Genomic DNA, 22,388 nt, shown 5'->3' with positions numbered 1-22,388 from the left:
AGACTAAGCCCTCATCCCGGCGGCGGCCTGGGCGTAACCGCCGGATGCACCGTCAACAAAATGCACGTGATCATCGCGAACGGCAGAGGGCACAAAACAGGTCATCATCGCCTCGTCCTGAGCATGGATGCCATAGCGGATCTTGCCCTGCTGGCGCGCCCGTTCCAGCATCTGCCGGATGCGTGCCAGCGTGGCCTGGTCGCAATCCAGCGTCATCTTGAGGCCGTCGTCGAATTTGCGGAAATCCGCATTTTTGCTGACCATTTCTTTGTAATGTTCGGGCTCGAAACTGCCCAGTCGCCTACCGGACAGAAACAGCAGAAAGATGAGCAGGTTTTCACCCAACATCTTCACGGTGTGCCAAAGAATGTTGCCGCCGGCGCGCATGACACGCGCGTTGATCGCAATACCCGGCGGCGGCCACGAGATTGGCGGCCCGTTGACCGGCACCGGGTGGCCCGCGCGATCCAGCGCCTCGGACACGGACAGCACCGACTGCGCCAGATCGGCAAAATCGATTTCTGTCGCGGTCGCGGTCGGTTGCACAACCAGCGATACGATCTGGCCATGTTTCGCCGGGCTGTTGGACCACCGGCAGGACAAGCCCGTCAGATTCGGGTGCGCGCCGGGTGCCGCATCCGGCACGGTGTATTGCCCCGACTTCATCTGCATCTCGGCCCAGGCCAGCCCACCGCCCGAGAACATCGCGTAGTCCACGCCCGACGATGGCGCATAGCGGGCAACGCGCACATCCCGCCCCGCATTCCGGATATCCGCAACCGGCACCACGGCGCCGCGCAGGGAAATCGAAAACTCTTCATGCGCCCAGCGCTGCAAAGCGGACAGGGTGGCGCGGGCTGTATCCGCTGCGCTGGCCGGGACAGCGAAACCCGCGCCGTCGCCTCCAAAGATATAGGGAAACAGCTTGCCGCCCAATGCGTTGATCATGCCCGAAATCACCGCCGCACCGACCATGTTCACGGTCTTGTACCGGCCCCGCGCGATTTCACCGGTCGAATCGACGATATCCGCAACCCCGACGACCCAGTCATCCGGTACCGGTGTAAATCGTGCAGGCTTTGCAAGTTCGGTAAAGTCCCACAACAGCGGCAGGGATTCATAGAAATCGGAATGAACGTCTTTCATTGTCCCCTCAGCGTTGGTGCCTTGTGTCGGTTCCTGATTTGAACAATAGCCCGATTGTGATGTCTGTCCGCCAAATTCAGCATAGCACACGCGCTTGTGCATGATGGCACGACATGCCAAGCATGGCCCGTATTCAGGTTGAGGGCAGATCATGCAGGCAGGATTGGTGGTTTTGTGTCTGGCCTATGTGCTCAGCCAGTTTTTTCGCGCTTTTCTGGCTGTACTCAGCGTGGATCTGGGCCGCGACCTGGGGGCCACGCCCGAGGACCTGGCCTTTGCCTCGGGCCTGTGGTTCTTCATATTTGCCCTGATGCAGATTCCGGTCGGCTGGGCGCTTGACCGGATCGGACCCCGCCTGACCGCTTCCTTGTTGCTGCTGATCGGCGGTGCAGGAGGGGCCGCTGTTTTTGCGATGGCAACTGCGCCGTTGCATATCAGTATCGCGATGGCCCTGATCGGGATCGGGTGTTCTCCCGTGCTGATGGCCTCGTACTATATCTTCGCGCGCGAGTTCCCTCCCGCCCGTTTTGCCACACTGGCCGCCGTCATGCTGGGTGTCGGTTCCGTCGGTAATCTGGTGGCCTCGTACCCGACGGCACTGGCGGTCGAACTGATGGGCTGGCGCGCAACGCTGGCCGGACTGGCGGCGATCTCGGGCTTTGTGGCGATTGGAATCTGGCTGACGGTCCACGATCCGCATAAGATCGAAACAGAACAGAAAGGATCGTTGCTGGATCTGCTCAGGGAACCAGCGCTCTGGACGATACTTCCGTTGATGCTGGTGGCCTATGCGCCTTCCGGGGCGCTGCGAGGATTGTGGGCCGGGCCGTACCTGCAGGACGTCTTTGGCCTGGGCACCGCGCAAATCGGGCAGGCAACCCTGGTAATGGGCGCGGCGATGATTGCGGGAACCTTTGTCTATGGCCCGCTTGACCGCATTCTTGGCACACGCAAATGGGTGATCTTCGGCGGCAACGCGCTGAGCGCTGTGTCCCTGATCCTGTTGTGTATCTGGGTCGCCGACGCGGTCTGGGTGTCCGTCATCCTGCTGGCCCTGATCGGATTTACCGGCGCCACATTTCCCGTGATCATGGCGCATGGCCGCGCGTTCATCCCCCCGCATCTGGTCGGCCGTGGCGTCACCCTGCTGAACCTGTTTGGAATTGGCGGCGTTGGCGTGGCGCAGTTTGCCACCGGGCGGCTTCATGCCGCTACAGAAGGCGCGGGGCCCGCTGCGCCCTATACGGCCATTTTCGGGTTCTTTGCCATAACAGTTGCGATTGGCTGCCTGATTTACCTATTCAGCCGCGACAGCATAGACTGATGCCAATCAACCCTGAACAGGAGATCACAGTGCGGGAAATCGAGGTCATCGCACCCAACCTGAAACACAGCCTGTCAGGCGTGACCACAACGATCATTCGGCTTTTACCGATCCAACGCGACATGATCGAAATTCGCGCGACGGGACCCGGACTGCCCGACGATCTGCCGCACATCCGGCTTTGGAAGGTCCCGTTTCTGTCAAACCGGGTACAACGGGTCTGGCATGCCCGGCGCAACACCGAGATGCTGGCAGGACTGGTGCTGAAACATCTGTTCCGGCGCAATTTCCGCCTGCTCTTCACTTCGGCCGCGCAGCGCGATCATTCGGGGTTTACCAAGTGGCTGATCTCGAAGATGGATGCGCTGATCGCGACAACGCCGCAGGCGGCTTCGTTTCTGAAACACCCCGCAACTGTCATCATGCACGGGGTGAACACGGACCTGTTTCATCCCGCACAATCCAAGCAAGCCCTGCGCCAGAAGCTCGGTCTGCCCGATGGCGTTCTGATCGGCTGTTTTGGCCGTATCCGCCCGCAAAAGGGCGTGGACCTTCTGGTGGACGCCGCAATCGAGGTTCTGCCGTCCCACCCCGACGCGCAGATTATCTTCACCGGCCGGGCCACCAAAGAGTTCGAAGGCTTTCAGCAGGAACAGGAAAAAAAGCTCAAGGCCGCCGGGTTGGCGGACCGGGTGCATTTTCTGGGCGAGCGTCCGTGGGAAGAGATCGTGGAAACCTATCGCGCGCTGGACCTGTTCGTGGCCCCGGCACGGCACGAAGGCTTCGGCCTGACCCCGCTCGAGGCGATGGCGTCGGGTGTGCCTGCCATCGCCTGTCACGGTGTTGGCGCATTCAGCGCGCAGATCAAAGATGGTGTGACCGGCCGTCTGGTCGAGAAAGACAATGCAAAGGCGCTCGCGGGCGCGTTGCAGGACATGTTGGATGACCGCAAAAAGCTGGCGCAGGCCGGGCAGGCTGCACGGGCCCATGTCGAACAGAATTATCGAATCGAGGGCGAGGCGGAAGCCATCGTTCGGGTCTATCGATCCTTGTTGGAGGAGCATTGACCCGCTCCAACGGTGTCAAATTGGTGTTCCGCGCCGAAATTCGCTTCGATTAGTCTTTTTTCTTCGCCGCAACGCGGCTATGAACGCGCGTCCTTAGACTTCAGGAGACATGATATGGGCTATCGCGTCGTCGTCGTTGGCGCCACAGGCAATGTGGGCCGCGAAATGCTGAACATCCTGGCTGAACGCCAGTTCCCCGTGGACGAACTTGCCGCGCTGGCAAGCCGCCGTTCGCTGGGCACCGAGGTCAGCTTTGGCGACAAGACATTGACGACCAAGGATCTGGATACATTCGATTTCAGCGGTTGGGACATCGCGCTGTTTGCCGTGGGTTCAGCGGCAACCAAGGACTATGCGCCCAAAGCCGCGGCTGCCGGCTGCGTGGTGATCGATAACTCGTCGCTGTATCGCTATGACCCTGAAATTCCGCTGATCGTGCCGGAATGTAACCCGCAGGCGATCCACGACTACAAGAACAAGAATATCATCGCCAACCCCAACTGCTCGACCGCGCAGATGGTTGTGGCGCTGAAACCGCTGCATGACCGCGCCAAGATCAAGCGCGTTGTCGTGTCGACCTATCAGTCGGTTTCGGGCGCAGGCAAGGAAGGCATGGACGAGCTGTGGGATCAGACCAAGGCCGTGTACAACCCGATCAACGAGGTTGAGCCGAAGAAGTTCCAGAAGCAGATCGCTTTCAACGTCATTCCGCAGATCGACGTCTTCATGGAAGACGGCTCGACCAAGGAAGAGTGGAAGATGGTTGTCGAAACCAAGAAGATCGTCGATCCGTCGATCAAGGTCACGGCCACTTGCGTTCGTGTTCCGGTCTTTGTCGGCCATTCCGAGGCGGTGAATATCGAGTTCGAGGAATTCCTCGACGAAGACGAAGCCCGCGACATCCTGCGCGAGGCACCCGGCATCATGGTGATCGACAAGCGTGAGGCGGGTGGCTACGTCTCGCCCATTGAATGCGTCGGTGATTTCGCCACTTTCATCAGCCGCATCCGTCAGGACTCGACCGTCGAAAACGGCCTGAACCTGTGGTGTGTGTCGGACAACCTGCGCAAGGGTGCGGCCCTGAACGCCGTTCAGATTGCCGAGCTGCTGGGCCGTGAGGTTCTGAAAAAGGGCTGAATTCTTCCCATCCGAATGTACGAAGGGGCCGCTTCACATGAAGTGGCCCTTTTTTCTCGGCCCCGGCCCGGTGATCGGCCGGATGTTCGAGACCCTCACACCAGTTTCAACTGGACGTATACACCACAAAATGCACAGTGTTTGCCCTGAGCATTTCGATTGAGGCAGAACGTGCGTTTCCTGAACAACAACAGGTTTGCTCGATCCGCTATTCTGGGTTGTGCAACGCTTCTCATGGGTTTGGTGATCTTTGGGTTCACCGGACGGTATTTTGCACCCGGTGACTCGGTCGCCCTGATGAGACCCCAGATTGGCGTGCTGCTGATCGTCTTTGCCGCGATCCTCATGGCCGTGCGTGCCAGGGGTTTCGCGTTGGCCTCCCTTGCTTTCGCAGTGATTGCGGTGGGGTCCGTTGCGGCCGGGCTCGTACCTGTTTCAGACGAATGCGATGATCCTTGTGTGACCTTGTATCAAAAGAACCTGATGTCTGTGGCATGGCCCCGGTATTCCCTTGCCGACGACATCCTTTCTTCGGACGCGGACATCGTGACACTTCAGGAAGTTTCCAGCCACAACCGGCAATATATGGAAAACCTGTTCGGGAATTACCCGACATCGGCAATATGTGAGTTCAGGCCCGAGCAGAACGTTGCGATACTGACCAGACTGGCCATTGTTGAGGATTCAGAATTTTGCCTACAGGGGCTTGGACTGGTGGGTCTTCAGGTCATCGGTCCGGGTGGTCAGCCGGTTTGGGTTGTCTCCGTTCACCTCAACTGGCCCTACCCTTATGGCCAGTTCGAACAGAGCAAAAAGATCGCCCGCAAAATCGAACAACTGGACGGCCCTGTTCTGATCGCCGGGGACTTCAACATGGCCCATTGGGGCAGCAGCGTGCGCCGTATCGGTATGGCTGCCGGCAATCACGTGTTTGGCGCAGTTATGAACACGCACATTCTTGGCAACTGGATGATGCCGATGCCAATCGACAATCTTTTGGTGCCGAGTGGCACGACGGGCACGGCGGAACTGCGCCCGTTCATGGGATCCGACCATATGGGAATCAGGGCCCGCATCAGCCTGCCCTGAGAACTCATATTTTCAGCTTTTTAGAGCCTGTTTGTGCCTTACTGGCCGGATTCGATCAGTTCTTTGAGGTTGGAAAACCCGCGCTCGTAATCCCCGCCGACCCATTTATCCATCATGAGCCCCATCCAGCGCGACATGGGGTTCATACCAAGATCACTTTCAAAGCCCCACGTAATCTCGGTCTGATCGCCTTCAGGCTGCAGAGTAAACGACGCATTTGCCGTCCCCATGGATCCGAAATCCAGCGCGGTTCTGACAAACTGGTTTTCAACGCTTTCGATGATTTCTTGTGATCCCGATCCGACCTGAGGATGCTCAGAGCTCCAGCTCAGGGTATTCCCGACGCCGGCTTCTGGGCCGCTGTAGGCCAGTTTGGTTTCCGGATCGCGCGACAGCCAAGGCGACCATTTCTCGGTCGCCTGCATCGAGTTCACAAATGGAAAGATGGCAGCAGCCGGTGCGTTGACGATGACGCTTCGCGAAACTTCGGCCTTACCGGGCAGCAGATAGGACGCGCCCACCAGAACCAGTATCAATACAAGAAAAATCAGAAGAATTCGTTTTATCCATCGCATGGCTGTCTCCGATTCCAAGCAGAATAATCTCATGTTCAAAAACCGGCGGCGCCAGATTGCGCCAGAGCCGCGCCAGCTTGACTTTGCCGCGCCACGCAAACGGAATTCAACATAAATTCGAAGAACTTTCCCGACCCATTGCAAGGATTTGCAAAGATTATGGGGCCCATTCTCTGCCCGTGCCGTGGGGGCATAAACATAGGGGTGAACGTGGTGGATAATGTAATCACGCTGGAGCACACGGAATCCGTGCGGCTGGATCCGGATCGCATTGGCGGCTTGTGCCGTCAACTTGGTGACAAGAACGCGCTGGATGTCATGTGCCGAACCGTTGAAGAACTGGCCGTGCGGCTTTCGAACTGCGAACGATTCTGGCGGCAACGCAACTGGGCCGATCTTCGCAAATGCGCCAGATCACTGGTGGCGATTGCCGATCAGATCGGAATGACGGCGCTGGCCCATGTGGCAAGCGATGTGGCCCGGACAGTGGATGCCGGGGACGCGGTGGCCTCGGGGGCGACGCTGTGCCGTCTGATCCGTGTGGGCGAGCGATCGCTGACGGCAATTTGGGATCAGCAGGATCTTTCCGTTTGACGGGGGTTGCAGGCGCGCGTCCGGTGGCTAGTCTGGGCGCGAACCGAGCCAGCCGAGAACCCTATGACCCTGTCCTTTGCACCTGCCTCTGAACCGTCCTTGCCGCTTCATGTGATCGAACAATCCCGGCTGGAGGACTGGCTTAAAAACCAGAGCGCGAAAGTGCAATCATGGATTGCCGTCAACGGTTTCACCGGTGCTTTGGGACAGGCCCTGTTGATACCGGACACTGATGGTGTGCCGGGCTGCGCAGTTGCGGGATACGGAACGGGCGCCACGCGGGCGCGCAAACGTTTTCCTCTGGCGGCCGCGGCCGAAGCGTTGCCCCAAGGCAACTACCGCATTGCGTCAGGTGTTCCCGAGGATGCGCTGGACACAGAAAGCCTTGGCTGGCTTTTGACCGGATACACTTTTGATCGCTACGCCAGCCAGTCTCCTGTTGGTGCCGGGTTGGTTGCACCCGACGGGTTGGACAGCGCACGGATCGAAGCGATCGCTGCCGCCGAGGCGCTGATCCGAGATCTTGTCAATACGCCCGCGTCCGACATGGGGCCGGATCAGTTGCAGGCCGCCGCGGAAACGCTCGCGCAGGAATTCGGGACCTCTTGCAACGTGATCGCAGGCAACGCTCTGCTGGAAAACAACTTTCCAATGATCCACGCTGTCGGTCGTGCCGCCGCGCAGGAACCTCGGCTGATCGAAGTGAACTGGGGCACCAGCGGCCCCAAACTGACGCTGGTGGGCAAAGGTGTCTGTTTCGATACCGGTGGGCTGGATCTGAAACCGGCGGCGGCGATGGGACTGATGAAAAAGGATATGGGCGGGGCGGCCAATGTGCTGGGTCTGGCCCGCATGATCATGTCCCTGAACCTTCCGCTACAGCTTCGGGTCTTGATCCCTGCCGTGGAAAACGCGGTTTCGGGTAGTGCATTCCGTCCCGGCGACATCCTGACCTCGCGCAAGGGGTTGACCGTCGAGATCAACAACACCGATGCAGAGGGGCGGCTGGTTCTGGCCGATGCCCTGGCATTGGCGGATGAGGGGCAGCCGGACCTGCTGATCTCGATGGCCACGCTCACCGGCGCGGCGCGCGTTGCGGTCGGAGCGGATCTGGCTCCATTCTACACCGATGACGATGGCGCGGCGGAAATCCTGACCGGCGCGGCGCGGTTAGCGGCGGATCCCGTCTGGAGGATGCCGTTCCACGAACCTTATGAAGCCTTGATCGAACCCGGCATAGCAGATCTGGACAATGCCCCATCGGGCGGGTTCGCAGGTTCGATCACTGCGGCCTTGTTTCTGCGACGCTTTGCAGGCCAAAGTCGCTACATGCATTTTGACATCTATTCCTGGCAACGCGTCAAGGAGCCGGGACGCAGCAAAGGTGGCCTTGGGCAGGGACCGCGGGCCTTGCTGGCCGCGTTGCCGGAGTTATTGGACCTATGAGCCGTCTTCGCATCATCGAACCGGTTGTTGACCTTCTGCGCCAACCCAACGGACCGCGCGACCGTCAATTGCTGTATGGTGATACGGTAGAGATCCTTGAAAACCGGAAAGGGTGGAGCCGCGTCTCCTCGGACAAGGACGGATATCAGGGCTGGGTTGCGACAGACCGTTTGGGGGCTGAGGCGTCACCGACCCACTGGATCACGGCCCCGTCGACTCATACCTATGTGTGGGCGGACATCAAAAGCGCGGATCGGGCATCGCTGAGTTTTGGCAGCAAGGTTCAGGCTCTTGCCAAGCAAAACGGGTTTCTTGAAACCGAGCTGGGGTTCATTCCGTCCACCCACGCCACCACGATTTCCGAAATACTGACCGACCCGGTTGCCGTAGCCGAACTGTTTTTGGGCGCGCCCTATCTTTGGGGTGGCAACAGCCGGTTTGGCCTGGATTGCTCGGGGCTTGTTCAGGCCGGGTTGCTGGCCTGTGGCATTGCCTGCCCCGGTGACAGTGGCGATCAGGAAAGGGCGTTAGGACACCTGGTGCCGCAGGATGCGCCCGCAAAACGGGGCGATCTGATATTCTGGAAAGGACATGTGGCCTGGGTCAGCGGCGACAACATGCTGCTGCACGCCAACGCCCACGATATGGCGGTCGTAAATGAACCGATGGATCGGGCCATTGCCCGTATCCGGGAACAGGGCGACGGGCCGGTTACGTCACATAAAAGGCTCTAATCCGGGTCAACCGCCCGGATAAGCTTCCGCTCAAGCACGCGCAACACGGTGCGCAGGTCATGCCCGCGTTTCAGAATGCGACCGTCCATGCCAATGACCGAGTACATTCCTTGCCGCTGCCGAAGGCGGGGGTGTTTTTCCACCCGATAAATCGGATGCTCGGCCGTGCGTCGGAAGATCGAAAAAACTGCCGTATCCCGTAGGTTTGAAATGCCATAGTCGCGCCATTCTCCGGCGGCGACCATTCGGCCATAAACAGACAGGATCTGGGTCATCTCGCGCCGGTCAAAAGCGACTGGCATCTGAGCCGGGCTGGCAGAAAACCCGCTGGGTGGCTGCATGTTCATACTCTCAGCCTTGCCGGAAATTCTATTTTAATCAACCCCGAGGCAGACACGCTGGTTCATTTTGCCTTGAACCTGTTACCTGCGGCCAACCTGCCGGCAGATCAGGATTACCGGCAACAATCCAACAGCCAGTATCACAAGCGAGGGTACGGCAGCCCCTTCCAGCCGCTCATCAGACGCCAATCTGTAAGCCTGCACTGCCAGCGTGTCGAAGTTGAAGGGCCGCATGATCAGCGTCGCGGGCAGTTCCTTCATGACATCGACAAACACGATCAGCAGCGCGGTCAGCAGCGATGGCGTCAGAATCGGCAGGTGCACCCGCCGCAGCGTCGCCAGCGGCGTCTGGCCCAAAGACCGCGACGCGGCATCCATATTTGCGTGAACCGTGCTTTGTCCGCCTTCATAGGCGCTGAGCGCGGCGGCCAGAAACCGCACCATATACGCCGCGACCAGCAACCATATCGAACCGGTGATCAGCAACCCGGTCGAAATATCGAAGGTCTTGCGCATCCACGCGTCCAGCGCGTTGTCGAACCCGGCAAAAGGCACGATCAGACCGACCGCAATGACACCGCCCGGAACCGCGTATCCCAGCCGCGCCAGATAAGCCGCCGCTGACGAGACGCGCCCCGGTCTCAGGCGCTGATAAAAGCCCACGCAAATGGCGGCGAACACGGTCACCACTGCGGCAACACCGGCCAAAGTCAGCGAGTTCTGGATGAACCCGATATAGCGCCGCGACAGAAGGTTCTGTTCGGAGGTCATCCCCATCTGCACCAATATGATCACCGGCAGAAGGAAACCCAGGACAACCGGTATGATGCACAGGACAAATGCCCCGACCGACTGCCAGCCTTTCAAATGTGCTGTTGGCAGCGCGGCGTGGCTTTTACCGGCCTGATAGTATTTGGCTTTGCCGCGCTGGGTCCGTTCGGCCACGGCCATCAGCAGCGCGAACCCAAGCAGGCACAGGGCCAGCTGAGCGGCAGCGGCGCGGTCGCCTATGGAAAACCAGCTTGTATAGATCCCGGTGGCAAAAGTCTGAACGCCGAAATAGGCGACTGTTCCAAAATCGGCGATGGTCTCCATCACTGCCAGCAGAACACCGCCCGCAATCGCCGGGCGCGCCATCGGCAGGGACACGCGCCAGAATGCCATCCACGGGCTGTTGCCCAACGCCCGGGCCGCCAGAAAGGCTGAACCGCTTTGCTGTATGAACGCCGCGCGCGCCAGCAGATAGACGTAGGGATACAGTACCAGGATCAGCATGACCGCCGCCCCTTCGGTCGAGCGGATTTCGGGGAACCAGTAGTCGCGCGGCCCCCAGCCCGTTATCTGCCGCAGGTTGGTTTGAACAATGCCGGGGTGATCCAGAATGAAGGTGTATGCATAAGCCAGAACATAGGCCGGAAAGGCCAGGGGCAGAACCAGAGCGATCTCGAGAAGTCGCACACCGGGAAAGCGTGTCATGGTCACAAGCCACGCGGCACCGACACCGATCGAAAAGGTCCCCGCCGAAACCAGGACCACCAGAACCGCCGTGGTCAGCGCGTATCCGGGCAGAACCGTGGACATCAGATGCGAGATCGTGGCCGTACCACCGGTTGCGGCCGCCAGAACAACCGCCATCATCGGCAGCAGACAGGCCGCAGCCACAAAAAGAGCGACCCCGCCGACAATCCTGGTGCCCAATACGCCGCGGTTGCGGGATCCGTGTTCTGAATACTCTATTTCGGCCATTGTCCCGGCTAATGAGTGGCAAATGCGCAGGTTTGGTCTTTCATTGACCAAAACGCTCGGAAAAGCCAGTAGGCGGGGCAACAATTCTGCGGCACTTACTGCCGCAGACTGTTCCGATGCGTCATTCGTAGACGCGCTGATCCTCGATCACCAGCCCATCCTTGGGAAGCGAGCCGGGTGCCACCACCTCGACCGCGCCCTTCAGCTTCAGGACCTCGACCACCGACTTGGCATAGGCCGCGTCGTTTTCGCAGGGGCTTTCGATCTGAACCGTCATCATGTCCATCTCGCCCTGCCGGGCTGCAATCACACGCGCCTTGACGATCTCCTCGTGCTTGTCCACCAGCGCCGCAACCTGTTCCGGACGCACGAACATGCCTTTGATCTTGGTGGTCTGATCGGCGCGGCCCATCCAGCCCTTGATGCGGGTATTTGTCCGCCCGCAGGGGGACTGGCCCGGCATGATGGCCGATAGATCACCGGTGGCAAAGCGGATCAGCGGGTAATCCGGGTTGAAGGTCGTGACCACAACCTCGCCAACCTCGCCGGGTGCAACCGGAATTCCGGTGCCGGGGGTGACGATCTCGACGATGACATGTTCGTCGATGATCATCCCTTCCATCGCGGCACTTTCATAGGCGATGTTGCCCAAATCCGCCGTGGCATAGCATTGCAGGCAGGAAATACCCCGGTCGGCATAGTCCTGCCGCAATGAGGGAAACAGCGCACCCCCGCCCACAACCGCCTTCGAGAAAGTCAGCGAAACGCCCATCTCGTCAGCCTTATCCAGGATCACTTTCAGGTAATCCGGCGTTCCCGCATATGCGGTGCATCCGATATCACGGGCAGCAGTGACCTGAAGCTCGGTCTGGCCGGTGCCCGCTGGCAACACGGCAGCGCCGACGGCCCGCGCGCCGTTCTCAAAGATCATTCCGGCCGGTGTCAGATGATACCCAAAACAGTTCTGCACGATGTCTCCGGGTCCGACTCCGGCGGCGTGCAGAAACCGGCCCATGCGCCACCAGTCGTGATCCGTGCTGCCCGGTTCGTATATCGGACCCGGCGATTGAAACACATGGTGGAAATGACGCGCCGGTTTTACCGTAAACCCACCAAATGGCGCACGTGCGGCCTGCCCCTGTGTCAGGTCGGACTTCCGCAAAACCGGCAGTTTCGCCAGATCCTCGATCGAGGTAACCGCGTCGACATCCGCATCCGCGAAATGAGCCGAAAATCCCGGTGCCGATTTCGCCCGCTGCAATTGCGCGCGCAATGTCTGGGTCTGATCAGACAAACGCTGATCGGCCGAGCGGGTTTCGAGTGCATCGAAGTAAGTCATCGCCAAATCCTCCATCCGCTCACAGCCACCGCTTGCGGCGGCGATAAGAGCGCACGTCCCGAAAGCTCTTGCGGCCTTCATCCGACATGCCGAGATAGAATTCCTTTACGTCCGGGTTTTCGCGCAATTCTGCGGCGGGGCCGTCCATCACGACGCGACCCGATTCCAGAATGTATCCGTAATGCGCAAACCTAAGCGCTACGTTGGTGTTCTGTTCGGCCAGCAGGAAGGACACGCCTTCTTTCTCGTTCAGATCCTTCACAATGCCGAAAATCTCTTCGACCAGCTGCGGCGCCAATCCCATCGACGGTTCGTCCAGCAGGATTGTCTCGGGCCGGGACATCAGCGCCCGTCCCATCGCAACCATCTGCTGCTCGCCACCCGAGGTATAACCGGCCTGGCTTCGGCGGCGTTCCTTGAGGCGGGGGAAATATGTGTAGACCAGCTCAAGGTCCTGCTGAATCGCGGCCTTGCCATCCTTGCGGGTATAGGCACCGGTCAGCAGGTTTTCCTCGACCGTCAGGTGTTCGAAGCAATGGCGACCCTCCATCACCTGGATCACGCCTTTCTGCACCAGATCGGCCGGATCGCTTTCGTGAACACTGGTTCCGCGATATTTGATGGAACCTTTGGTCACCTCGCCCCGTTCGGAATGCAGCAGGTTCGACACCGCCTTGAGCGTCGTCGTCTTGCCTGCACCATTGCCGCCCAGCAAGGCCGTGATGCCGCCCTTGGGCACAGTCAGGCTGACGCCTTTCAGCACGAGGATCACATGGTTGTAGATCACCTCGATATTGTTGACTTCAAGCAGGGTTTCCGCCTGCACGTCAGTGGTTTGTGCCGCATCCAGCATCAGCGTGTTTCCTCATGCCTGCCCCATCCGGGGCGGTTCATCAGGAGCGGCAGGCGCGCTGCCGCTCCGATTGTTTGGCGGCCCCGGATCGCTCCGGGGCGCGGGCCCTTTTCTTATTCGCAGCGGGCTGCGACGTTGTTTTCAGCTGCGTACGCGTTCGAATCTTCCGCAACCAGCGCGCCGATCACTTCGCCATCGGTTGGCTTGAAGTCGGAAATCAGACTCCAGGTCTTGGTGCCGGCATCCCATTGGGACACACCGATCAGGCCTGGGCCACCATGGTTGTCACACGACACCTGGAAGGTTGGGCCAAAGTTCGGCATGCCCAGTGCGGCCATACGCTCTTCGGTGATGTTGAGGTTCTCCATCGCGTCACGCACCATGCCCGGTGTGACGTCGCCTGTTCCGTTGGCCTCTTGCGCGTCCTTGATCGCTTCGGCGGCCAGCATCGCGGAATAGAGACCGCGGTTGTACAGAACGGTACCGACCTGATCGCCTGCGCCTGCGGCCTTACCGGCATCGACAACATGCGTTTTGATGTCATCGAATACGGGGAAGTCATTACCGACCGCGTGGAAGGTGACGGCCTTGTACCCGTTCGCCTTGTCACCTGCGGGCAGCACGTCATGCTGCGCACCCGACCACCAAACGCCGATGAAGTTTTCCATCGGGAAACGGATGTTCGCGGCTTCCTGGATTGCGACCTGGTTCATCACGCCCCAGCCCCACATCAGAACGTAGTCCGGCTTTTCACGGCGGATTTGCAGCCATTGCGACTTCTGCTCCTGACCGGGGTGATCGACCGGCAGCGTGGACAGTTCAAAACCGTGCTTCTTGGACAGCTCTTCCAGCGTGCGGATCGGCTCTTTGCCGTAGGCCGAGTTGTGATAGACCAGCGCGATTTTCTTGCCGTTCAGATCACCGCCATTTTCTTCCAGCAGATAGTTCACCGCGCCCGAGGCCCCGTCCCAGTAATTGGCGGGATAGTTGAAGACATGGCTGAACACCTTGCCGTTGCGGGCCGAAGTCCGGCCATATCCCATGGTGTGAAGCGGGATGTCATCGGCCGTCACTTTCGGGATGAGCTGATAGGTGATGCCGGTCGACAGCGGTTGATAGATCAGCGCGCCCTCGCCCTTGGTCGATTCATAGCATTCCACACCTTTTTCGGTGTTGTAGCCGGTCTCGCATTCGACAACACGAACGGGAACACCGCCGATACCGCCATCCCTCTCATTCAACAGAGTGAAATAGTCGTTGTAGCCATCCGAGAACGGAATACCGCCCGCAGCATAAGGCCCTGTGCGATAGCTGAGGTCCGGGATCACAAGATCCGCCAAAGCGGGCCCTGCGGCCATCAGAGCGCACAGCGCCATAGTTGCCAGTTTCTTGTTCATCGGGTGTTTCCTCCCTTGGTTATTCCGATGCGGTTTCGGGCTTTGCACCCGTCTTATGATTGGGCCGGTTCCGTTTAGTGCGGGAACGGCCAGAGTCTGAGTTTTTCCTTGGCCACGCGCCACAGCTGCGCCAGCCCGTGTGGTTCCAGGATCAGGAACATGATGATCAGCGCACCGACGATCACAAGCTGAAGATGCGCCACGATATCGGTGGGCCAGCCCAAAACGTCGACCCCGACAACCTTCAGAACCACCGGCAGCAGCACAAGAAACGCAGCCCCGGCAAAGGATCCGAAAATAGAGCCTAATCCGCCGATAATCACCATGAACAGCACCAGGAACGACTTCTGGATGCCGAACACCTCGCCCACTTCGACCGCGCCCAGATAGACCGAAAAGAACAGCGCACCAGCGATGCCCACAAAGAACGAACTGACGGCGAAGGCGCTGATCTTGGCTTTCAGCGGGTTCACCCCGATGATCTCGGCTGCGATGTCCATGTCGCGGATCGCCATCCATGTGCGCCCGGTGGTGCCGCGCGTCAGGTTGCGGGCAATCAGCGCGCTGACCGTCAGGAAGATCAGGCAGAACAGATAGGTCGCCCAGGCCGGAGCATTCGGCCCCGTGATGATGATGCCGAACACATCACGTTCGGGCGCATTGATCTGACCCGAAGCGGAATAGTTGTAGAACCACGGCACCCGGTTGAACAGCCAGACCAGAAAGAACTGCGCCGCCAGCGTGGCCACTGCCAGATAGAACCCTTTGATCCGCAGCGAAGGCAGACCGAACAGCACACCCACGATGGCCGTAATGCCTCCGGCAAGCAGGACATGGATGAACATGCTGACATCGGGAAAGGCCGTCATCAGCTTGTAGCAGGCATATGCGCCCACAGCCATGAACCCGCCGGTCCCCAGCGATACCTGCCCGCAATAGCCCACCAGAATGTTCAGCCCGATGGCCGCAATTGCGTAGATCAGGAACGGCAACAGCAGCGCATTGGCCCAATAATCGTTGATGATGAACGGAATGATCCCGAACGCCACCGCCAGCACCACGTAGTAGCGGTACCGATCAAACTTGATCGGGAAAGTCTGGCTGTCATCCACGTACGAGACTTTGAAGTCCCCGGCTTCACGATAGAACATGTCTTACTTTCCCCATTCTTCCTGCGCCCGGTTCCGGGTCGCAGCGTCCAATTGTTTTGAAGACTTGGCGTAACCGCTCTGCTCGGTGTTGCGCACCAGTTTCATATAGGCCAGCACGCCCGTCACCAGACCGGCAAACGCCAGGATCGCAGCGATCATCAACTGGCCGTCCGTTAGCCCCTCGGCTGTGATCGCGATGTAGCCGAAGGCCCAGAACCCGGCCCAGGCGATGACGTTAATGATGGCGATCAGCTTCTGCACGACCTAAACCCTTTCGATGATCTTCTCACCGAACAGACCCTGAGGCCGGAACACGAGGAAGATCAGCGCCAGAACATAGGCGAACCAGTTTTCGGTCGCGCCGCCCACCATCGGGCCGATCGCAAATTCGAACAGCTTCTCTCCCACACCGATGATCAGCCCGCCCACGATCGCACCGGGGATCGAGGTGAACCCGCCCAGCATCAACACCGGCAGCGCCTTGAGCGCGATCAGCGACAATGAGAACTGCACGCCGGACTTGGTGCCCCACATGATCCCTGCGACCAGTGCCACGAATCCGGCCACCGACCAGACCATGACCCAGATGAAGTTCAGCGAAATGCCGACCGACAGCGCGGCCTGGTGATCATCCGCAACGGCACGCATGGCCCGGCCCTGTTTGGTGTACTGGCTGAAGGCCACCAGCGCCGCGACCAGCAGCGCCGCAATGACCGTCGCCACGATATCCAGATTGTCGATGAAGAAGCCGTAATCAAAGATGTTGAACGTCGTCTCGTCAATCCATAGGTTGATACCCTGCGGCAGGCCAACATCCAGCGTCTTGATCTCGGATCCCCACATCAGGTCGGCCACGCCTTCAAGGAAATAGGCCAGACCGATGGTCGCCATGAACAGAATGATTGGCTCCTGCCCGACCAGATGGCGCATGACGAACCGCTGCACCGCCCAGGCCAGTAGGACCATCACCGCCATTGTCAGAATGATCGCCAGCAACGCGGGCACGTTCCAGCCGAAATAGTGGACATGGGTGCCGAAGATCGCGTTGATCAGATGCGCAAAGGGCACCTGACCGTTCATGATCCCGACCAGTGTCATCGCCGCAAAAAGGGCCATAACCCCTTGCGCGTAATTGAAAATCCCGGACGCCTTGTAGATCAGCACAAAGCCCAGCGCGACCAGTGCATAAAGCACCCCGGCCATCAGACCGTTGAGGATGACCTCCATCGCAAATACGAGTTGTTCAGGCATGTCAGCCCCTCCCCAATTCTGCCAAGGCTTCAGTCATGGCTGACCCCCAGATAGGCGTCGATGACTTCCTGATTGTTGCGCACCTCGTCGGGTGTGCCGTCGCCGATCTTTTTGCCGTAATCCATCACGACCACCCGGTCGCTCAGGTCCATCACAACGCCCATGTCGTGTTCGATCAGGGCAATCGTGGTGCCGAACTCGTCATTCACGTCGAGGATAAAGCGGCTCATGTCCTCTTTCTCTTCGACATTCATGCCCGCCATCGGTTCATCCAGCAGCAACAGCTTGGGCTCCGCAGCCAGCGCACGGGCCAGCTCGACGCGTTTTTTCAACCCGTATGGCAAGCGCGCCACGGGCGTCTTTCGGATGTGCTGAATTTCAAGAAAGTCGATGATCTTCTCGACCGCCTCGCGGTTCTCGACCTCTTCCGCCTCGGCCTTACCCTTCCAGAACGCCTGTTGAAGGACGTTGGTCTTCATGAAGTTCAGGCGGCCGGTCATAACGTTGTCCAGCACGCTCATCCCCTCGAACAGGGCGATGTTCTGGAACGTGCGCGCAATGCCCTGGCGCGCCACTTCGTAGGGGCGCATCGCCGGGCGTTTCGATCCGTGGAACCAGACCTCACCCTCCTGCGGAACATAGAACCCGGAAATCACGTTCAGCATCGAGGATTTACCGGCCCCGTTCGGCCCGATGATCGCGCGAATTTCACCTTCGCGGATGTCAAAAGAGATATCCTTGATCGCCACGACGCCACCAAAGCGCAGGGTGATGTTCTTCATTTCCATCACCACACCGCCGATCTTGCGGCCGTCTTCGGTGACATATCCTTCGGAATTATCCAGCATCAGTCGCTCCCTGACGTTTGGAAAAACGGGACGGCGGGCGGGGCGATGACCGCAGGTCGAGCGGCGTACGACCGGCCCTCATTCTGCCGCCACCTTGTGCTGCGTGACAGGCACGACCGGCGCATCGACAATCTTCAAGGTCGCGCTGATCGCGCCTTTGCGGCCATCCTCATAGGTCACTTCCGTGGTCGTCGAAATGCTCTCGGACCCATCATAAAGTGCCTGGATGATGTCGTGGAACTTCTCTTCGACGAAGCCGCGCCGCACCTTGCGGGTCCGGGTCATTTCACCGTCATCTGCATCCAGTTCCTTGTGCAGAACCACAAAGCGATGCACCTGGCAGCCCGACAGCATCTCATCTGCGGCTACGGACTTGTTGACCTCTTCCACATGGCCGCGAATCGTCTCTAACACACGGGGATGCGCCGCCAGTTCCTGATATGACGCATAGGCCACATTGTTGCGTTCGGCCCAGTTGCCGACAGCAGTCAGGTCGATATTGATGAAGGCCACGCAGCGATCCTTGCCGTTGCCGAACAGGACAACTTCAAGAATGTCAGGAAAGAACTTCAGTTTGTTTTCGACATATTTCGGCGCGAACATGGACCCATCGGCCATTTTGCCCACATCCTTGGCGCGGTCGATGATCCGCAGATGGCCGCTGCTTTCTTCGATAAATCCGGCATCCCCGGTCGCCACCCAACCTTCGGCATCCTTGGTCGATGCCGTCGATTCCGGGTTGTTGTAATACTCGATGAACACACCGGGCGAGCGGTAGTAAATCTCGCCCTTGTCGTCGATCTTCAGTTCGACATCCGGCGCAGGAACGCCAACAGTGTCGGCCCGAACCTCTCCATCCGGCTGAACGGTGATAAAGACCGTCGCCTCGGTCTGGCCGTAAAGCTGTTTCAGATTGATGCCCAGCGAGCGGTAGAAATCGAAAATCTCCGGCCCGATTGCCTCACCCGCCGTGTAGCCGACGCGAAAGCGACCGTAACCAAGCGTGTCCTTCAGCGGACCATACACCAGCAGATTGCCCAGCGCGTATTTCATCCGGTCGCCGAAACCCACCGGCTTGCCGTCCAGCAGCAGGCCTCCGACATTCTTGGCATGCGCCATGAAGTGGTGGAACATGCGCTGCTTCAGTTTGCTCGCATCCTCCATCCGGATCATCACGTTGGTCAGCTGGGTCTCGAACACGCGCGGCGGGGCAAAGAAGTAAGTCGGTCCGATCTCGCGCAGGTCCGTCATCATCGTGTCGGCGCTTTCAGGGCAGTTCACGCAGAAGCCGCACCAATAGGCCTGTCCGATCGAAAAGATGAAATCCCCCACCCACGCCATCGGCAGATAGGACAGAATGTCTTCGTTCCGTGTCAGATGATCGAAATCGGCCGAGTTCTTGGCGCTTTCGATCACGTTGCGGTTCGACAGCACCACACCCTTGGGCTTGCCGGTGGTGCCCGAGGTGTAAAGCATCACGCATGTGTCGTCATAGGTGATCTCTGAGATGCGCTTGTCCAGTTCCTCATCGAACCGCGCATGGCCGGCGCTGCCCTCGGCCATGATATCGGCCAAAGCGTTCATCTGACTGTGGTCGTATTTCCGCATCCCCCGCTTGTCGGTATAGAGGATGTGTTTGACCTGATCCATTTTTTCCTGGATTTCGATGACCTTGTCGACTTGCTCCTGATCACCGCAGACGACGTATTTCGCGCCGCAATGTTCCAGAACATAGGCCATCTCTTTGGCGACCGAATCCTGATAGAGAGGCACCGGAACCGCGCCCACCATCTGGGCCGCGACCATGGACCAGTAATGCGCCGGGCGGTTGCGGCCGATCACCGCGATATGGTCGCCCTTCTCGACGCCAAGCTCCAGAAAGCCCAGCGCGATGGCGCGGATTTCCCGGGCCGCTTCTGCCCAGGTCCAGCATTGCCAGATCCCGAATTCTTTTTCCCGATAGGCCGGGGCATCCCCGAACCGGGTCACATTGCGGTGTAACAGCGCCGGAAGAGACTGCATCCCTTCGGCGCCCGACTGCGTCTGAGCCAATCTTTTCTCCTCCCCATCCGACCCCTCTCCCCGGGGCGGAAATGGCGGGTTCGGAACAGGGTCCGAACGCCAATGCCCCGATTTGGGACAGTGGCACAATCAGCGTCAACTTTTTCCTGATGTTTTCTCAATTCTTACGAATTGTAACAGGGGTAGAGTGGTGATCTTCTGATTTGTACAAAGCGCACACTTAGAGAAAGAGTGCTTCCGGCAAGAGCGAGGCGGAGAAAGGACGGCCCATTCTTCAAATGGTCACTGACATTGCGGCGGGTTGGAGGCGGGGTGCGCGGGTGATTTGAACGGTCCCGGAACAGAAACTGCGCAAGTATTGCGAACTATGACCAACTGTGATTGCTCGGTAGCCCAAATTGCACAGGAAGCTTAATCTGGATGAATTGCCAGCCCCAGTTTCTAGGCTGCGGTCACGAGTGATTGGCCGCAGCTTGCCAAGGTTCAAAACCGTTTGAAAACTGATGCTTAGGATCGTCGCGGATGAAGACATTAACCCCGCGCCGCCAACTGAGCCCAATAACTTCTGTGGAAGCATCTTTCGGCAAAAGGCAGCTCCGATCGGAGTAGTCGGGTGCCTACGACCCGACTTTGACAACCATCTTTCCAAAATTCCCGCCAACCAGCAGTTGATTAAAGGCCGCAGGAGCGTTTTCAAGCCCTTCCACGACGTGCTCTTTGTATTTGACGGACCCATCTTGAAGCCAAGCGGTCATGTCCCGAGCAAACTCTTTGTACAGCGACAGCGGAAAACTGTCGTAGATGATAAAGCCCTGCATCTTAACCTTCATACGCAGTATGGTGCCCATGATGGCCGGTCCCATATCAGGTCCCTTTGGAAGACCAGGCAAATTATACCAAGCCACCACGCCACACACGGGGATACGAGCAAAAGGGTTAAGCAGCGGCAAAACCGCGTAAAGCACTTTGCCCCCAACGTTTTCGAAATACACGTCAATCCCGTTCGGACATGCTTCGCGCAATTCGGTGGCCAAATCATCCGACCGGTGATCAATGCAGGCATCAAACCCGAGGGTTTCGACCACGTGAGCGCATTTCTCGGGCCCTCCGGCAATACCAACGACCCGGCATCCTTTCAGCTTTGCGATTTGCCCGACTGTTGCCCCGACCGGCCCAGCTGCCGCTGCCACAACGACGGTTTCGCCCGGTTTTGGCTCTCCAATTTTCAAAAGTCCTGCGTATGCGGTGTAGCCAGGCATCCCAAGTATACCCAAAGCCCAGGATGGGTTCTGCGGGTTCTTACCCAAGTTTATCACCTGAACTCCGTCGGAGATCGCATAGTCTTGCCAGCCACTGCCGGAAAGCACGAAGTCGCCTTCTTCGTAGCCCTCGAGATTGGAAGTCACCACCTGCCCAACGACCTGGGCAGTCATGACTTCTCCGATCGCCACAGGCTCGGCGTAGGACTTGGCATCATTCATGCGCCCCCGCATGTAGGGATCCAAGGACAGGTAAACCGTGCGCACCAGCATTTCGCCTTCGCCGGGCACTGGCACATCGGTTGTCTGCAATTTCAGTGTGTTGTCGTCTGGTTGACCTTTTGGTCGCTCGGCGAGAACAATTTGACGGTTGATATCCGATGTCTGTGCCATTTTGGCCTCCTTCTGTTGCCGAACCACAAAGACATTGCCACGTTATGGGCCGGTGCAGAAGGCGCGTGGCGTGAAACATGCTCTTTGCGGGAAAACTCGGGTCCGATCAATGCGACATTGGCTTTTGGCCGTGTTCCGAACATCGGCGGTGCGCTCCAAGCCGTCTCTGGGTCCGCATACCCGGCGTCCAGGCTGATCACTCTAACTGTCTTATGCATTCCACTCTACAACCAATCCCGCAGGATCGGGATCAGCGGCACATCCGCCGCAGGCATCGGGTAGCTGCGCAAATCATTCGCGCGGACCCATTTCAACGCCTGTCCTTCTTTCGACTGCGGGATGCCCTGCCATTTGCGGCAGGCAAACAGCGGCATCAGCAGATGGAAGTCACTATAGCTGTGACTGGCAAAGGTCAGCGGGGCCAGGCAGGACGCCCAGGTATCGATGCCCAGCTCCTCATGCAATTCGCGGATCAAAGCGGCCTCGGGGGTTTCGCCGGGTTCGATCTTGCCACCGGGGAACTCCCACAGGCCAGCCATGGATTTACCCTCTGGGCGCTGCGCCAACAGAACCCGGCCCTCGATATCGATCAGAGCGACCGCAGACACCAACACGGTTTTCATGGTCGCAATCCCGGACGCAAAACCGGGCTCCACTTTTGCTGGAATTGCTCCGG

The 22,388-nt window shown here is 58.9% G+C and carries 21 protein-coding genes; 7 read left to right on the top strand and 14 right to left on the bottom strand.

The features are described 5' to 3' along the window. Positions 1-3: 3 nt before the first annotated feature. Complete coding sequence (locus ACR0FE_RS08350) at positions 4-1,146, bottom strand: DUF3095 domain-containing protein (protein ID WP_480912333.1); 1,143 nt, start codon at positions 1,144-1,146, stop codon at positions 4-6. Between the two features lie 151 nt (positions 1,147-1,297). Between ACR0FE_RS08350 and ACR0FE_RS08345 the strand changes: the two genes are divergently transcribed. The 4 genes from ACR0FE_RS08345 (at position 1,298) to ACR0FE_RS08330 (ending at position 5,763) form a co-directional block, all read left to right on the top strand. After that, a complete protein-coding gene (locus tag ACR0FE_RS08345; RefSeq protein ID WP_170612619.1) occupies positions 1,298-2,470 on the top strand; it encodes an MFS transporter in 1,173 nt (390 codons plus the stop codon). Next, entirely contained in the window at positions 2,470-3,537 is a 1,068-nt protein-coding gene (locus ACR0FE_RS08340; protein WP_480912331.1) for a glycosyltransferase family 4 protein, read from the top strand. Before ACR0FE_RS08345 ends, ACR0FE_RS08340 begins: the two co-directional genes overlap by 1 nt. A 114-nt stretch (positions 3,538-3,651) precedes the next feature. Further along, a complete protein-coding gene (locus ACR0FE_RS08335) occupies positions 3,652-4,674 on the top strand; it encodes an aspartate-semialdehyde dehydrogenase (RefSeq protein WP_321249950.1) in 1,023 nt (340 codons plus the stop codon). A 297-nt stretch (positions 4,675-4,971) separates the two neighbouring features. Further along, entirely contained in the window at positions 4,972-5,763 is a 792-nt protein-coding gene (locus ACR0FE_RS08330) for an endonuclease/exonuclease/phosphatase family protein (protein ID WP_480912329.1), read from the top strand. Positions 5,764-5,801: 38 nt separating this feature from the next. Here the strand turns inward: ACR0FE_RS08330 and ACR0FE_RS08325 are convergent, their stop codons facing one another. Next, complete coding sequence (locus ACR0FE_RS08325; RefSeq protein WP_480912327.1) at positions 5,802-6,338, bottom strand: SRPBCC family protein; 537 nt, start codon at positions 6,336-6,338, stop codon at positions 5,802-5,804. A gap of 204 nt (positions 6,339-6,542) precedes the next feature. Here ACR0FE_RS08325 and ACR0FE_RS08320 point away from each other — a divergent pair, with 204 nt between their 5' ends. From ACR0FE_RS08320 to ACR0FE_RS08310, 3 genes are all read left to right on the top strand, one after another. Further along, positions 6,543-6,932: a hypothetical protein gene (locus ACR0FE_RS08320; RefSeq protein ID WP_170613141.1), complete on the top strand. Its 390-nt coding sequence runs from the start codon at positions 6,543-6,545 to the stop codon at positions 6,930-6,932. Between the two features lie 63 nt (positions 6,933-6,995). Next, positions 6,996-8,378: a leucyl aminopeptidase family protein gene (locus ACR0FE_RS08315; protein WP_480912325.1), complete on the top strand. Its 1,383-nt coding sequence runs from the start codon at positions 6,996-6,998 to the stop codon at positions 8,376-8,378. After that, complete coding sequence (locus tag ACR0FE_RS08310; RefSeq protein WP_480912323.1) at positions 8,375-9,112, top strand: C40 family peptidase; 738 nt, start codon at positions 8,375-8,377, stop codon at positions 9,110-9,112. Before ACR0FE_RS08315 ends, ACR0FE_RS08310 begins: the two co-directional genes overlap by 4 nt. On the opposite strand, the gene ACR0FE_RS08305 is transcribed toward ACR0FE_RS08310, so the two are convergent. The 12 genes from ACR0FE_RS08305 to mutT all read right to left on the bottom strand — a co-directional run bounded on the left by ACR0FE_RS08305 (position 9,109) and on the right by mutT (position 22,335). Next, positions 9,109-9,459: a DUF2794 domain-containing protein gene (locus tag ACR0FE_RS08305; RefSeq protein WP_170680238.1), complete on the bottom strand. Its 351-nt coding sequence runs from the start codon at positions 9,457-9,459 to the stop codon at positions 9,109-9,111. The two genes, ACR0FE_RS08310 and ACR0FE_RS08305, sit on opposite strands and share 4 nt — an antisense overlap. Before the next feature lie 75 nt (positions 9,460-9,534). Then, complete coding sequence (locus ACR0FE_RS08300) at positions 9,535-11,199, bottom strand: ABC transporter permease (RefSeq protein ID WP_480912320.1); 1,665 nt, start codon at positions 11,197-11,199, stop codon at positions 9,535-9,537. A gap of 121 nt (positions 11,200-11,320) precedes the next feature. Then, positions 11,321-12,538 carry a phenylacetate--CoA ligase family protein gene (locus ACR0FE_RS08295; RefSeq protein WP_480912318.1) on the bottom strand — a complete coding sequence of 406 codons (1,218 nt, stop codon included), beginning with the start codon at positions 12,536-12,538 and terminating at the stop codon, positions 11,321-11,323. A 19-nt stretch (positions 12,539-12,557) separates the two neighbouring features. Further along, positions 12,558-13,391, bottom strand: a complete 834-nt coding sequence (locus ACR0FE_RS08290) for an ABC transporter ATP-binding protein (RefSeq protein ID WP_170612639.1) — start codon at positions 13,389-13,391, stop codon at positions 12,558-12,560. A 113-nt stretch (positions 13,392-13,504) separates the two neighbouring features. Further along, on the bottom strand, positions 13,505-14,788 hold the full coding sequence (locus ACR0FE_RS08285; protein WP_480912317.1) for an ABC transporter substrate-binding protein: 1,284 nt from the start codon (positions 14,786-14,788) through the stop codon (positions 13,505-13,507). Positions 14,789-14,862: 74 nt separating this feature from the next. After that, positions 14,863-15,939 (bottom strand): branched-chain amino acid ABC transporter permease, encoded by a 1,077-nt coding sequence (locus ACR0FE_RS08280; RefSeq protein WP_480912315.1) that lies wholly within the window; start codon positions 15,937-15,939, stop codon positions 14,863-14,865. A 3-nt stretch (positions 15,940-15,942) separates the two neighbouring features. Further along, positions 15,943-16,200, bottom strand: coding sequence for a hypothetical protein (locus ACR0FE_RS08275; protein WP_170612645.1), 258 nt, complete (start codon positions 16,198-16,200; stop codon positions 15,943-15,945). A 3-nt stretch (positions 16,201-16,203) separates the two neighbouring features. Continuing rightward, positions 16,204-17,190 carry a branched-chain amino acid ABC transporter permease gene (locus ACR0FE_RS08270; protein ID WP_170612647.1) on the bottom strand — a complete coding sequence of 329 codons (987 nt, stop codon included), beginning with the start codon at positions 17,188-17,190 and terminating at the stop codon, positions 16,204-16,206. Positions 17,191-17,219: 29 nt separating this feature from the next. Further along, the gene (locus ACR0FE_RS08265; RefSeq protein WP_170680230.1) at positions 17,220-18,038 is read right to left on the bottom strand and encodes an ABC transporter ATP-binding protein; all 819 of its coding nucleotides are present in this window, start codon (positions 18,036-18,038) and stop codon (positions 17,220-17,222) included. Between the two features lie 78 nt (positions 18,039-18,116). Next, positions 18,117-20,060: an AMP-binding protein gene (locus ACR0FE_RS08260; protein ID WP_480912464.1), complete on the bottom strand. Its 1,944-nt coding sequence runs from the start codon at positions 20,058-20,060 to the stop codon at positions 18,117-18,119. Between the two features lie 617 nt (positions 20,061-20,677). Continuing rightward, the gene (locus ACR0FE_RS08255; RefSeq protein WP_170612651.1) at positions 20,678-21,712 is read right to left on the bottom strand and encodes an NADP-dependent oxidoreductase; all 1,035 of its coding nucleotides are present in this window, start codon (positions 21,710-21,712) and stop codon (positions 20,678-20,680) included. Between the two features lie 224 nt (positions 21,713-21,936). Beyond that, positions 21,937-22,335 (bottom strand): 8-oxo-dGTP diphosphatase MutT, encoded by a 399-nt coding sequence (gene mutT, locus ACR0FE_RS08250; RefSeq protein WP_170612653.1) that lies wholly within the window; start codon positions 22,333-22,335, stop codon positions 21,937-21,939. Between the last annotated feature and the right edge of the window lie 53 nt (positions 22,336-22,388).

The sequence above is a fragment of the Ruegeria sp. K7 genome (assembly GCF_056531785.1).
This window is presented reverse-complemented; position numbering and strand designations above follow the sequence as displayed.

What these genes read in the sequence shown, in the direction of transcription:
- ACR0FE_RS08270 (WP_170612647.1), bottom strand. Translation starts at nt 17,190, where the DNA reads ATGCCTGAACAACTCGTATTTGCGATGGAGGTCATCCTCAACGGTCTG.
- ACR0FE_RS08315 (WP_480912325.1), top strand. Translation starts at nt 6,996, where the DNA reads ATGACCCTGTCCTTTGCACCTGCCTCTGAACCGTCCTTGCCGCTTCAT.
- ACR0FE_RS08310 (WP_480912323.1), top strand. Translation starts at nt 8,375, where the DNA reads ATGAGCCGTCTTCGCATCATCGAACCGGTTGTTGACCTTCTGCGCCAA.
- ACR0FE_RS08295 (WP_480912318.1), bottom strand. Translation starts at nt 12,538, where the DNA reads ATGACTTACTTCGATGCACTCGAAACCCGCTCGGCCGATCAGCGTTTG.
- ACR0FE_RS08350 (WP_480912333.1), bottom strand. Translation starts at nt 1,146, where the DNA reads ATGAAAGACGTTCATTCCGATTTCTATGAATCCCTGCCGCTGTTGTGG.
- ACR0FE_RS08260 (WP_480912464.1), bottom strand. Translation starts at nt 20,060, where the DNA reads ATGCAGTCTCTTCCGGCGCTGTTACACCGCAATGTGACCCGGTTCGGG.
- ACR0FE_RS08345 (WP_170612619.1), top strand. Translation starts at nt 1,298, where the DNA reads ATGCAGGCAGGATTGGTGGTTTTGTGTCTGGCCTATGTGCTCAGCCAG.
- ACR0FE_RS08290 (WP_170612639.1), bottom strand. Translation starts at nt 13,391, where the DNA reads ATGCTGGATGCGGCACAAACCACTGACGTGCAGGCGGAAACCCTGCTT.
- ACR0FE_RS08325 (WP_480912327.1), bottom strand. Translation starts at nt 6,338, where the DNA reads ATGCGATGGATAAAACGAATTCTTCTGATTTTTCTTGTATTGATACTG.
- ACR0FE_RS08305 (WP_170680238.1), bottom strand. Translation starts at nt 9,459, where the DNA reads ATGAACATGCAGCCACCCAGCGGGTTTTCTGCCAGCCCGGCTCAGATG.
- ACR0FE_RS08330 (WP_480912329.1), top strand. Translation starts at nt 4,972, where the DNA reads ATGAGACCCCAGATTGGCGTGCTGCTGATCGTCTTTGCCGCGATCCTC.
- ACR0FE_RS08335 (WP_321249950.1), top strand. Translation starts at nt 3,652, where the DNA reads ATGGGCTATCGCGTCGTCGTCGTTGGCGCCACAGGCAATGTGGGCCGC.
- ACR0FE_RS08265 (WP_170680230.1), bottom strand. Translation starts at nt 18,038, where the DNA reads ATGCTGGATAATTCCGAAGGATATGTCACCGAAGACGGCCGCAAGATC.
- ACR0FE_RS08280 (WP_480912315.1), bottom strand. Translation starts at nt 15,939, where the DNA reads ATGTTCTATCGTGAAGCCGGGGACTTCAAAGTCTCGTACGTGGATGAC.
- ACR0FE_RS08255 (WP_170612651.1), bottom strand. Translation starts at nt 21,712, where the DNA reads ATGGCACAGACATCGGATATCAACCGTCAAATTGTTCTCGCCGAGCGA.
- mutT (WP_170612653.1), bottom strand. Translation starts at nt 22,335, where the DNA reads ATGAAAACCGTGTTGGTGTCTGCGGTCGCTCTGATCGATATCGAGGGC.
- ACR0FE_RS08285 (WP_480912317.1), bottom strand. Translation starts at nt 14,788, where the DNA reads ATGAACAAGAAACTGGCAACTATGGCGCTGTGCGCTCTGATGGCCGCA.
- ACR0FE_RS08340 (WP_480912331.1), top strand. Translation starts at nt 2,470, where the DNA reads ATGCCAATCAACCCTGAACAGGAGATCACAGTGCGGGAAATCGAGGTC.
- ACR0FE_RS08300 (WP_480912320.1), bottom strand. Translation starts at nt 11,199, where the DNA reads ATGGCCGAAATAGAGTATTCAGAACACGGATCCCGCAACCGCGGCGTA.